Consider the following 13094-nt stretch of genomic DNA (forward strand, 5'->3'; position numbering starts at 1 on the left):
ATAGAAAATGAAAAGAACTAAAGGAGTAAGATAAACGAATGGCAAACTTTCTGAGACGAATGATTGAAAATGATAAAAAAGAATTGAAACGATTGAGCGGGATCGCTGATAAAATTGAAGAATTTTCTGACGCCATGGAAAAATTGTCAGATGAACAATTGCGGGGCAAGACCGATGAATTCAAAGGTCGCTATCAAGCGGGCGAAACGTTGGATGAACTATTACCAGAAGCTTTTGCGGTAGTTCGCGAAGCAGCAAAACGGGTCTTAGGCCTGTACCCTTACCATGTTCAATTAATGGGTGGGATCGTTTTACACGATGGCAACATTCCTGAAATGAAAACAGGTGAAGGGAAAACGTTGACCGCAACGATGCCGGTTTATCTGAATGCCTTAACAGGCGAAGGTGTCCATGTAGTAACGGTCAATGAATATTTGGCAACACGTGACTCAAATGAAATGGGCGATCTATACAACTTTTTAGGGTTGAGCGTCGGATTAAATATCAATTCAAAAACCGCTGATGAAAAACGTGCAGCATATCATTGTGATATCACTTATAGTACGAACAACGAATTAGGTTTTGACTACTTACGCGACAACATGGTCGTTTACCAAAATCAAATGGTCCAACGACCATTGAATTATGCAATCGTCGATGAAGTAGACTCAATTTTGATCGATGAAGCGCGGACACCGTTGATTATCTCCGGTGCGGCAGAAAAATCTACCGCACTTTATACACGGACTGATAATTTCGTGAAACGTTTGAAAGAAGATGAAGATTTTAAAATCGACATCCAATCAAAAACAATCGGTTTGACCGAACAAGGGATCGAAAAAGCAGAAGCAAACTTCGGTTTGGAAAATCTGTATGACTTAGATAATACGGCGTTGACTCACCACTTGGATCAAGCGTTGCGTGCAACTTTTATTATGATTCGTGACATTGACTATGTGGTCCAAGAAGGAAAAGTCTTGATCGTTGATCAGTTTACCGGGCGGATCATGGATGGTCGTCGTTATTCTGATGGCCTGCATCAAGCGATTGAAGCCAAAGAAGGCGTTGAGATCGAAGACGAAACAAAAACAATGGCGACGATCACTTTCCAAAACTATTTCCGGATGTATAAAAAATTAGCTGGGATGACCGGTACGGCCAAAACAGAAGAAGAAGAATTTCGTGAAATCTATAATATCGAAGTGATTCAAATCCCAACGAACCGTCCAGTTATCCGAGAAGATCACTCAGATTTATTGTATCCAACATTAGAAAGCAAATTCCACGCGGTAGTACAAGACATCAAAGAACGCCACCGCAAAGGACAACCGATCTTAGTCGGTACAGTTGCCGTTGAAACATCAGAGTTGCTTTCAAATATGTTGAATCGTGAAAAAGTTCCTCATGAAATCTTGAATGCGAAGAATCACTTTAAAGAAGCAGAGATTATTATGAACGCAGGACAAAAAGGTTCTGTTACGATCGCAACCAACATGGCTGGTCGAGGAACCGACATCAAGTTGGGACTAGGTGTCGTTGAGTTAGGCGGATTGGCCGTTATCGGTACCGAACGTCATGAATCACGCCGGATCGACAATCAGCTGCGCGGACGTTCAGGTCGTCAAGGCGATCCAGGTGTTTCACAATTTTATCTTTCATTGGAAGATGATTTGATGAAACGCTTTGGTTCTGAACGAATCAAAGCTTTCTTAGATCGGATGAAAGTAGAAGACGAAGACGCTGTGATTCAAAGTAAAATGCTGACACGTCAAGTTGAATCAGCTCAAAAACGCGTAGAAGGAAACAACTATGATACTCGGAAAAATGTTTTGCAATACGATGATGTGATGCGGGAACAACGGGAAGTCATCTATAAACAGCGTCAAGACGTGATCATGGGTGAAAAAGACTTAACACCGAATTTATTGAATATGGTTCGCCGGACGATTTCACGAGTTGTGGACAGCCACACGCAATTAGACAAAGAAAATTGGAATCTTGAAGCGTTGGCCGATTTTGCAGGGTCAACATTGGTCCATGAAGATTCTATTTCAACAGCTGATTTTGCAGATAAAACGCCGGAAGAAATCAAAACATATCTATATGATCGTGCTAAAGAAGTTTTTGATACAAAAGTATCGCAATTACAAAGTCCTGAACAACTGTTAGAATTTGAAAAAGTTGTTATCTTACGGGTCGTTGATACAAAATGGACAGACCACATCGATGCGATGGATCAACTACGCCAATCGGTAGGACTGCGCGCATACGGACAAAACAATCCACTCGTTGAATATCAAACAGAAGGATACAAAATGTTTGAAGATATGGTCGGTGCGATTGAATTTGAAGTGACACGTCTGTTCATGAAAGCGGAGATCCGTCAAAATGTTCAACGGGAACAAGTCGCTCAAAATCAACAAGAGCATCCGGTCGAAGCGGACGGCGATCCAGCGAATTTGACTCATACCAAACAAAAACCGGTTCATGTTGAAAAAGTTGGACGCAATGACCCATGTCCATGCGGCAGCGGTAAAAAATACAAAAACTGCCATGGCAAGGAACAATAATTCTTTACAAGAAGTGAACCTTAGGACGGGACATAGCTGCTATGTCTCGTCTTTTGCCAGTCTAACTAGGGTGTATAAAAAAGCAGCAAGACTTTTGAATGACCAAAAGAGTCTGTCTGCAATATATTCTTGGTTTGAAAGTAAAAGCTAGTCATTTTTAGGGGATTAGACAAATCTGTTTTGTCTATGAGAAAGAAGGAAAAGATTTGGAAAACGCAGAAATCCGAAATTTGTTAGACACGATGCAAGAACAAGTCGTAAGCTTCAGGGGGTCTCTTTGACCTAGAGCAGTTAGAAGAAGATATTGCCGAAGCGGAAAATCAAATGACCGCACCTGATTTTTGGGATGATTCGGAAAAAGCGCAGGATTTGATCAATCGCAACAACGCGATAAAAGAAACGTATGACCAATTTCAAGCGATTGCTGATGAGACGGATGAATTGAATGTGATGTGGGACATCCAGCAAGAAGACTTCGATGAGGACTTGCAAACGGAACTAGAAGAACGCTTATTACAATTACAAGAAAAAGTATCCAGTTTTGAATTGTCGTTGTTATTAGATGATCCTTACGATAAAAATAATGCGATCGTGGAATTGCATCCCGGTGCTGGTGGCACGGAGTCACAAGATTGGGGTTCAATGCTTTTACGGATGTATACACGTTGGGCGGAACAACATGGTTTTTCTGTTGAGACGATCGACTATCAGTCGGGAGACGAAGCTGGGATCAAAAGTGTGACGCTTATGATCAAAGGAATCAATGCTTATGGTTATTTGAAATCAGAAAAAGGTGTTCATCGCCTAGTTCGGATTTCACCGTTTGATTCGGCCAACCGCCGCCATACTTCTTTTTGTTCTGTTGAAGTCATGCCTGAACTAGATGAAAATATTGAGATTGAGATCAACCCCGATGATTTGAAAGTCGATGTTTATCGAGCTAGCGGGGCTGGGGGGCAACATATCAATAAAACGTCATCGGCAGTTCGGATCACTCATTTGCCAACCGGAACAGTTGCTGCCAGCCAAGCGCAACGCTCACAATTTCATAATCGTGAGACCGCGATGCAAATGTTGAAGGCAAAACTTTATCAATTAGAAATTGAGAAAAAAGAGCAAGAAGCGGCTGCCTTACGGGGTGAACAAAAAGAAATCGGCTGGGGCTCGCAAATTCGGTCTTACGTTTTTCATCCGTATACGATGGTAAAAGATCATCGGACTGAGTACGAAACCGGAAATGTCCAAGCTGTAATGGACGGCGAATTGGATCCATTTATCGATGCTTACTTGAAATGGCGCTTAGCACAAGATGCCTAAGCTTGAAAATGAAATCAAATTGTAAAGTAATGAAAGCCAGTTGCAATGTTGGCATGCTATAATAACAAAGAATTTAAGAGGATTTGGAGAGATAAAGCATGATTGAAATGCAGGATGTAACAAAAAAATATCCTAATAAGACAACTGCTGTGCGTGGAATTTCAGTCCATATCAAGCAAGGCGAGTTTGTCTATGTCGTTGGTCCTTCCGGTAGTGGGAAATCGACCTTCATCAAATTGATGTATCGTGAAGAAAAAGCGACTTCAGGCAAAAAATTAGAAGTCGTAAACCATGATTTATTAAAAATCAAAAATAAGGAAGTTCCTTATTTGCGCCGCGATATCGGCGTCGTTTTCCAAGATTTTAAATTATTGCCCCGCAAAACGGTCTATGAAAATGTTGCCTATGCGATGCAAGTTATCGGACGCAAACCACGAGAAGTCAAAAAACGTGTGATGGAAGTTTTAGATCTAGTTGGATTGAAACACAAAGTCCGTGTCTTCCCGAGCGAATTGTCCGGTGGAGAACAACAACGGGTCTCAATCGCACGCGCCATCGTGAATACACCCAAAGTTTTGATTGCAGATGAACCAACAGGGAATTTAGATCCAGATACTTCATGGGAGATTATGCATCTATTGGAACGGATCAATACTCAAGGGACTACAGTCGTAATGGCAACCCATAACAAAACGATCGTAGATACTATGCGCCATCGTTTGATCGCGATTGAAAATGGCTTGATCGTTCGGGATGAAGCGGAAGGAGAATATGAGTTTGATGATTAGAAATTTCTTCCGGCACTGGTTGGAAAGTGTCAAAAGTGTCAAACGTAACGGCTGGATGACTTTGGCATCAGTCAGCGCGGTGACGATCACATTGACGATGGTGGGGATTTTCCTTGCGGTGATCATGAATGCGACAAAATTAGCTCAAGATGTTGAAGGAAATGTCGAGGTGACGGTTTTCGTCGACATCGGTACAAAAGATAAAGAAGTTAAGAAACTAAAAGCTGAATTAGAAGAAATCGATCATGTAGATGACGTTACTTTCTCCAGCAAACAAGAACAATTGAAAAAATTACAAAAACAAATGGGCGATGCTTGGGATCTATTCGAAGGCGACAGCAATCCGCTGTATGATGTTTATATCGTTCAAGCGACCGATGCACAATACATTCGTCCAGTAACACGAGAAGCCAGTCAATTACAAAATGTTTTCCGAGCAAATTATGGCGGAAATTCAGCTGATCGAATTATCCAAATGGCGAAAGTCGTACGAACTTGGGGCTTAGCAGCTGCAGCATTATTGGTTTTTGTGGCGATCTTCTTGATCTCAAATACTATTCGGATCACGATCATCTCGCGCAAGACAGAGATTCAAATCATGCGTTTAGTCGGTGCTAAAAATGGCTATATCCGTTGGCCGTTCTTCCTTGAAGGCGGCTGGATAGGTCTGATTGGTTCGATCGTTCCAATTTTAGTCTTAACTTATGGTTATTCACAAGTTTATGGATTAGCGGCACCGTATTTATTGCAATCAAATCTAGCGTTGTTGCGTCCAAATCAAGTCGTCTGGATCTTGGATATCATTATGGCAGTCGGTGGCTATTTGATCGGATCGCTTGGTTCCGTCATTTCTATGCGCCGCTTCTTAAAGATCTAAAAGCAAACTTCTCCGGAATTTTCGGAGAAGTTTTTTTTAATAGCAGCAATAAATGGAAGGAGCATTTTAAACGAATCGGCTTGCCATTTTCGAAAAAAAGTTCTAGAATAGCAATTAATTGAATCGTATGCTACCGAGCAAGGGAGCCAATTTCGCAGGTCTTTGAAGAAATTGGTGCCCTTTTTTTGTTTTGTACAGTTAGGAGCACTAACTGTAAGTAATTAGCAATCAATTCAATTGCAACAGAGAAATTTAGTGAGTAAAGGAGAAATAGTTAGTATGGCATGGTTATTTTTAGTTGTAGCAGGAATATTTGAAATGTTTTGGGCAACGATGATGAAGTTGAGTGAAGGGTTCAGTAAATTGAATTATTCTCTTTTGACGGTGATCGGTATGATTGCGAGTTTTTATTTTTTAGCGAAATCGTTGCATGCATTACCGATGAGTTTGGCTTATCCGATTTGGACAGGAATCGGTGCAGCGGGTTCGATCATTATTGGAGTTTTGTTTTTTAAAGATCATTTATCACTTATGACCAGCTTTTTTGTGGTACTTTTGATCGTAGGAATTATTGGAATCAAAGTTACTAGCGGACACTAGTAACTTTAGTTCACTCACAGTAAAAAGCTAGGAGGATCTTATGATCAAATCAACGAATGAATTGACACCGCAAGAATTATTAACGATTTTACAAGCACGTACCGCAGTCTTTGTCGTAGAGCAAGCATGCCCGTATCAAGAAGTCGATGAATCAGATCGCAATGCTTTACATGTCTGGCTGGAAGAAAGCGGCGAGTTGAAAGCATACGCACGCATTTTGGCAGAGGAGGACGAGATTCATTTTGGGCGAGTTTTAGTAGCAAAAAAATTTCGCGGACAAAAGCTGGGACGCGAAATCGTCACAAAAACATTGAAAGAAATCGAGCAACGATATCCTGAGCATCCGATCAGAATCTCCGCACAAGCTTATTTAATTGATTTCTATCGCTCATTTGGCTTCAAAAAGAACTCTGAAATTTATTTGGAAGATGGAATCCCGCACATTGAAATGTTTTTGCAAGCTGAAAATCGTTGAGTCAGTCTGTTTACAATCGGCTTCGTCTCGGCTATCCTTTAGTAGGAGGGGTGTGGAAGCATGTCTTTTGTGACAGAGCACTTAGGATTGTTTTTTTTAGGTATTAATACGATTTTATCGTTTATTATCGTTTTTCGAGAGCGAAAGGATACAGTCAATACGTGGGCTTGGTTGTTAGTGCTGACTTTTATCCCGATTCTCGGCTTTATTTTGTATATCTTTTTTGGAAAGGGAATTTCTAAAGAACGTATTTTTGATTTGAAGATGCAGACTAAAATCGGAATGAATGTCGAGGTTCAGCAGCAGCAGCGAGCCTTGGCACGAGGTCTTTTTCCAAAACCGATGACCAATCAAGTGGATCCGCGGCAATTGATTTATATGCTGACGATGTTCGAAAGTTCTTTGTATACGACAAATAATGAAGTGCAGCTTTATACAGACGGTCGTGAAAAATTTGATGCGTTGATCGAAGATATCAATCAGGCGAATTATCATATCCATATGGAATATTATATTTACCGGGCGGATGCCTTAGGACTTGAAGTCCGGGCGGCGTTGGTAGCAGCCGCAACTAGGGGAGTCAAGGTCAGGCTGTTGTTGGATGCTTGGGGCTCTACCCAAGTCAATCGGCGGTTTTTAGCACCTTTGATTGAAGCAGGCGGCGAAGTGGAATTTTTCTTTCCCTTATTTTTGCCTTACTTAAATCCGCGAATGAACTACCGCAATCACCGAAAAATCGTCGTGATCGATGGCGAGATCGGGTATACTGGCGGGTTCAATGTCGGCGATGAATATCTGGGTTTAGTAGAAAAATTTGGTTATTGGCGTGACAATCATTTGCGTATCCGTGGGCATGCAGTCTATACATTACAAAATCGCTTTTTGATGGACTGGAATTCGCAACAAAAATTTGAACTTGTTTATCAGCCCGATTATTTTCCCGAGATCCATTCAGAAGGAAAACTTGCCTTGCAGATCGTCAGCAGTGGACCAGATAGTGAACATGAACAAATCAAATTAACTTATTTAAAAATGATCAATTTAGCAAAAAAAGAAATTTTGATCCAAACACCGTATTATATTCCTGATGCTTCGATCCATGAAGCTTTAAAACTAGCTTTGCTTTCCGGTATCAAGGTTCGCATGCAGATCCCTAATAAGCCGGATCATCTCTTAGTTTATTGGGCGACTTATTCATTTGCGGCGGAATTATTAGAATACGGCGCCATCATTGAAACGTATGAAAATGGATTTATCCATGCCAAAACGATGGTGATCGATGCAGGAATTGCTTCAGTCGGATCTGCTAATATCGATGTTCGTTCTTTTAAACTCGATTTTGAAGTCAACACGCTAGTTTATGACGCAAAATTTGCTGAGAAACTGCGGGAAGAATTTTATAAAGACTCGAATAAGTCTGATCTTTTGTCCCAAGAAAAATACAATCAGCGCGGGACAGTTATTAAGTTTAAAGAAGGCATCGCACGGTTAGTTTCACCGCTCTTATAAAAATCATTTGCGCTTTTATGGTTTGATAGTATAAAATGAACTAGCTTGTTCAACGAATTCAATATCTATGAAATGATTACTTAAAAATGAATAAGGATGCCAGTTCAACTCTTGGCAGTTTAGCGAGGTATCAAACGGATCAAACTTTGCAAACTAAATGATTTTGTATATGGATAGTTGAATGGTATACGGTATGAAAAAAGGATTCATTTTTCTTTTTTTGAAAAATGATTACTTAAAAATGAATAAGGATGCCAGTTCAACTCTTGGCAGTTTAGTGTGGTATCAAACGGATCAAACTTTGCAAACTAAATGATTTTGTATATGGATAGTTGAATGGTATACGGCATGAAAAAAGGATTCATTTTTCTTTTTTGAAAAATGATTACTTAAAAATGAATAAGGATGCCAGTTCAACTCTTAGCAGTTTAGTTTTGGTATCAAACGGATCAAACTTTGCAAACTAAATGATTTTGTATACGGATAGTTGAATGGTATACGGCATGAAAAAAGGATTCATTTTTCTTTTTTTGAAAAATGATTACTTAAAAATAAATAAGGAGATTTTTCATGAAAAAATGGTTAATTCCCCTATTAGGAGCGCTTTTATTTTTATCTGGTTGTTCTAAATGGATCGATCGCGGTGAATCGATTACAGCGGTCGGCTCATCCGCATTGCAACCGTTAGTTGAGACAGTAGCTGAAGAATACCAAAGTAAAAACCCTGGCAGATTCATCAATGTTCAAGGCGGCGGAAGCGGTACGGGACTAAGTCAAGTCCAATCAGGTGCTGTTGAGATCGGTAATTCTGATTTATTTGCTGAGGAAAAAAGCGGGATCGACGCGGAAAAATTAGTCGATCATCAAGTTGCCGTGGTAGGGATCACGCCAATCGTTAATAAAGGGGTCGGCGTAACGAATATTTCGTTAGAGAATTTGCGCAAGATCTTTCTTGGTGAAATCAAAAACTGGAAAGAAGTCGGCGGCAAAGATCTAGATATCGTAGTCTTGAATCGAGCAACCGGCAGTGGAACGCGTTCGACATTCGAGCAATGGGTCTTAGATGGCAAAACGGCAATTCGCGCGCAAGAGCAAGATTCAAGCGGGATGGTTCGCCAGATTGTGACGGACACGCCAGGCGCGATCAGTTATACCGCGTTCTCTTATGTAACAAAGGATGTTCAAGTATTGAATGTTGATAATGTTGAACCGACAGATGAAAATGTTACTACCAATCATTGGAAAATCTGGGCGTATGAGCATATGTATACGAAAGGTGAGCCGAATAAACTAGTCAAAGATTTTCTTGATTACATGTTATCAGAAGAAGTTCAAGGAAAAGTTGTCTCAAAACTCGGTTATATCCCAATCTCAGATATGAAAGTAGAACGTGATTGGCAAGGAAATCAAATCAAATAAATACAGTTCTAAAAGGTTGCGGCTGATGTCGCAACTTTTTTTGTATTCAAAGAGCAATGAATGAGCAGGATATCAGCTATTTGGTCAAAAGCTAGTTATACTTTTAGAAAAGACAATTACGTTTGATTTTCACGTTGTATCGGCAGTACCACGATTAGTTGTTGATAGAAAATTTTTATAACATTGCGGCGATACGATCATTACTGGAAATGATTGAAAACATGTTAAAATTATGAAGAAGACGAAGAGAAGTAATAGTTGTTAGTTTTGAAAGGGGTCATTCCCAATAATAATTTGTCGGATTTACACTTTCTTTACAATTGTCATGGAAGCGTTACACTAGATTAAAAGTAAATTGATTTTCAACAGGTAGAATAAGTTTGTTGGTTTGTAAAAACCGAGTGGATTTAGTTAGAAGGAATCAGGAGGAGTAAGCCTTGGAGAATGAAGATGTAAAAAAAGCACTCACGACGAAATCGAAACGTGCAAGGATCGAGCAACGAGGACGTTTGATTAGTTTCATTTGTATCGCGTTGATTGTATTTGTTGTGGGAGCGATTTTCTATTTTGTAGCAAGTAAAGGATTATCAACCTTTTTTGTAGATAAAATCAATGTATTTGATTTTTTATTTGGAACAGTATGGAATCCTAGCGCGACTGGACCAGATGGCAAGCCGTTAGTGGGGGCATTGCCAATGATTTTAGGCTCATTTATGGTGACTTTTTTATCCGCTATTGTGGCGACACCTTTTGCAATCGGCGCGGCGGTCTTCATGACGGAAATTTCTCCGACGAAAGGTCAAAAATTCTTGCAGCCGGTCATTGAACTATTAGTAGGAATTCCTTCCGTTGTTTATGGATTTATTGGTTTATCAGTAATTGTCCCATTTATTCGCTCAATTTTCGGCGGAACTGGATTTGGGATTTTATCCGGAACCTTCGTATTGTTCGTCATGATTTTACCAACTGTTACAACCATGACAGTCGACACCTTAAAATCTGTGCCGCGTCATTACCGGGAGGCGTCATTAGCGCTAGGCGGTACTCGCTGGCAAACGATTTACAAAGTTGTTTTGCGAGCAGCAGTTCCGGGAATCTTGACGGCGGTTGTTTTCGGAATGGCGCGCGCGTTTGGCGAAGCCTTAGCAATTCAAATGGTGATTGGGAATGCCGCGTTGATCCCAACAGGCTTGACGACGCCGGCTTCGACATTGACTTCGATCTTGACGATGGGAATCGGAAATACGATCATGGGAACGGTGGAAAATAATGTCTTATGGTCATTGGCATTGATCCTGTTATTCATGTCATTAGTCTTTAATATTTTGATTCGTTACATCGGAAAGAAAGGAGACATAACGAATGGATAAGGCAAAACGCGCAGATAAGATCGCAACTAGCGTCCTTTATACGATCTCTGGTTTGATCGTTGCGATCCTCGCTTTTCTATTACTTTATATTTTGATTCGTGGCTTGCCGCATGTTTCTTGGGGATTTTTAACTTCGCCATCAAAAGCTTATCAAGAAGGTGGCGGTATCGGCATTCAATTATTCAACTCAGTTTACTTATTGTTGATCACAATGATCATCAGTTTACCAATTTCATTAGGTGCAGGGATTTATTTATCTGAATATGCAAAGAAAAATTGGGTAACGAACTTGATCCGGACCTCGATTGAGATTTTAAGCTCATTGCCATCCGTTGTAGTTGGTTTATTTGGTTTCTTGATTTTTGTTATTCAATTTGGTTATGGGTTCTCGATTCTTTCAGGGGCTTTAGCGTTGACGTTGTTCAATTTGCCATTGTTGACTCGAAACATTGAAGAATCTTTACGAGCGATCCATTATACACAACGTGAAGCGGGATTAGCATTAGGCTTGTCACGTTGGGAAACAGTAACTAAAATTGTTGTTCCAGATGCTTTGCCAGGAATTTTGACAGGTGTGATTTTGAGTTCTGGCCGAATTTTCGGTGAAGCGGCCGCACTGATTTATACCGCTGGACAAAGTGCGCCAGCATTAGACTTCACGAATCTCAACCCGTTAAGTGTCTCGAGTCCATTAAGTATTTTCCGCCAAGCAGAAACGCTAGCGGTTCATATTTGGAAAATCAATACTGAAGGAACGATGCCAGATGGCAATGCCGTTTCTGCTGGAGCTTCGGCTGTCTTGATTTTAGCGGTCTTATTGTTTAACTTTGGAGCGCGCGCGATTGGCAATCGACTGCATAAAAGAATGACTTCATCATAAGCAAACGTACCAATCAGCAATTCAAATCATAATACTTGATGTTTTAGTATAGATTTTTGAAAGAATACATGATGGAAATCAGATTCATTTTGTGAAAAATGAATACTTTGAAATGAATTAGGAGCAGTTCAATGAAAGAATACAATTGGGATGAACGCAATATTATCAGAATGCCGGATGAAGTTGCTTTGCACACAGAAGATCTGCACGTCTTTTATGGGGACAACGAAGCCATTAAGGGTGTCGATTTAGAATTTGAAAAAAATAAAATCACCGCTTTGATCGGACCTTCAGGTTGTGGGAAATCAACGTATCTGCGGTCGTTAAATCGGATGAATGATGGCATTGCAAGTGCCAGTGTAACTGGTAAAATCATGTACAAAGATGTCAACGTCAATGCGTCAAATATCGACGTTTATGAAATGCGCAAACGAATCGGGATGGTATTTCAACGACCTAATCCTTTCAGCAAATCGATCCGTGACAATATCACATTTGCGTTGAAACAGCATGGATTACGTGACAAACAGCAATTAGAAGAAGTCGTTGAAACAAGCTTGAAACAAGCTGCTTTGTGGGATCAAGTAAAAGATAATTTGGATAAAAGTGCGTTGGCACTTTCAGGTGGACAACAACAACGCTTGTGTATCGCACGAGCAATCGCGATGAAACCGGATATTTTATTACTAGATGAACCAGCCAGTGCGTTAGATCCAATTTCAACGGGGACGGTAGAAGAAACGCTCGTTCAATTGAAAGAAGACTATACGATCATCATCGTTACGCACAATATGCAACAAGCCGCTCGAATCAGCGATTACACCGCCTTTTTCTACTTAGGCCATGTCATTGAGTATGATGAGACGGCAAAAATATTCACCCGTCCGAAAATCCAAGCGACGGAAGATTACGTATCCGGACACTTTGGTTAAACGACGGCTACCAGTTCCACTTTTTGCAGTTACGCACAATTAAAATAATTTAGCAAAAACAAGCGAATCATTTTAGATAAATCTTAGTGGAATGGTATACGGCTTGAAAATAAGACTGATTTTTCTTTTTAGAAAAATCAATTCCTATATATGAAAAAGGATGCCAGTTCCACTTTTTACAGTTAAAACGATTAAAATAATTTAGCAAAAACAAGCGAATCATTTTAGATAAATCTTAGTGGAATGGTATACGGCTTGAAAATAAGACTGATTTTTCTTTTTAGAAAAATCAATTCCTATATATGAAAAAGGATGCCAGTTCCACTTTTTACAGTTAAAACGATTAAAATAATTTAG

11 protein-coding genes are annotated in these 13094 nt (G+C 40.1%); all 11 read left to right on the forward strand.

The window, feature by feature from the left end; genetic code table 11:
• Positions 1-38 precede the first annotated feature (38 nt).
• Complete coding sequence (secA, locus tag FFM63_RS01960; RefSeq protein ID WP_137608664.1) at positions 39-2570, forward strand: preprotein translocase subunit SecA; 2532 nt, start codon at positions 39-41, stop codon at positions 2568-2570.
• 206 nt (positions 2571-2776) lie between these two features.
• Positions 2777-3887 (forward strand): peptide chain release factor 2 gene (prfB, locus tag FFM63_RS01965; RefSeq protein ID WP_137608665.1). Its coding sequence is split into 2 segments (ribosomal slippage): positions 2777-2848 and positions 2850-3887, totalling 1110 coding nucleotides; the frame shifts between segments, so codons are not numbered across the junction.
• Positions 3888-3985: 98 nt separating this feature from the next.
• Positions 3986-4675, forward strand: coding sequence for a cell division ATP-binding protein FtsE (ftsE, locus tag FFM63_RS01970; protein ID WP_137608666.1), 690 nt, complete (start codon positions 3986-3988; stop codon positions 4673-4675).
• A complete protein-coding gene (ftsX, locus tag FFM63_RS01975; RefSeq protein ID WP_137608675.1) occupies positions 4668-5552 on the forward strand; it encodes a permease-like cell division protein FtsX in 885 nt (294 codons plus the stop codon). The genes ftsE and ftsX overlap by 8 nt, the downstream gene beginning before the upstream one ends.
• A 279-nt stretch (positions 5553-5831) precedes the next feature.
• On the forward strand, positions 5832-6152 hold the full coding sequence (locus FFM63_RS01980; protein WP_137608667.1) for a DMT family transporter: 321 nt from the start codon (positions 5832-5834) through the stop codon (positions 6150-6152).
• 40 nt (positions 6153-6192) lie between these two features.
• A complete protein-coding gene (locus FFM63_RS01985) occupies positions 6193-6627 on the forward strand; it encodes a GNAT family N-acetyltransferase (RefSeq protein ID WP_137608668.1) in 435 nt (144 codons plus the stop codon).
• 60 nt (positions 6628-6687) lie between these two features.
• Positions 6688-8136, forward strand: a complete 1449-nt coding sequence (gene cls, locus FFM63_RS01990; protein WP_137608669.1) for a cardiolipin synthase — start codon at positions 6688-6690, stop codon at positions 8134-8136.
• Positions 8137-8706: 570 nt separating this feature from the next.
• Positions 8707-9555: a phosphate ABC transporter substrate-binding protein PstS gene (locus FFM63_RS01995; RefSeq protein WP_137608670.1), complete on the forward strand. Its 849-nt coding sequence runs from the start codon at positions 8707-8709 to the stop codon at positions 9553-9555.
• Between the two features lie 437 nt (positions 9556-9992).
• Positions 9993-10925 carry a phosphate ABC transporter permease subunit PstC gene (gene pstC / locus FFM63_RS02000; RefSeq protein ID WP_137608671.1) on the forward strand — a complete coding sequence of 311 codons (933 nt, stop codon included), beginning with the start codon at positions 9993-9995 and terminating at the stop codon, positions 10923-10925.
• Complete coding sequence (gene pstA / locus FFM63_RS02005; protein WP_137608672.1) at positions 10918-11805, forward strand: phosphate ABC transporter permease PstA; 888 nt, start codon at positions 10918-10920, stop codon at positions 11803-11805. The genes pstC and pstA overlap by 8 nt, the downstream gene beginning before the upstream one ends.
• 131 nt (positions 11806-11936) lie before the next feature.
• A complete protein-coding gene (gene pstB, locus FFM63_RS02010; protein ID WP_137608673.1) occupies positions 11937-12737 on the forward strand; it encodes a phosphate ABC transporter ATP-binding protein PstB in 801 nt (266 codons plus the stop codon).
• The last annotated feature ends 357 nt before the right edge of the window (positions 12738-13094 follow it).

Origin of the sequence: Enterococcus pingfangensis (assembly GCF_005405205.1) — a bacterium.
GTDB lineage: Bacteria > Bacillota > Bacilli > Lactobacillales > Enterococcaceae > Enterococcus_A > Enterococcus_A pingfangensis.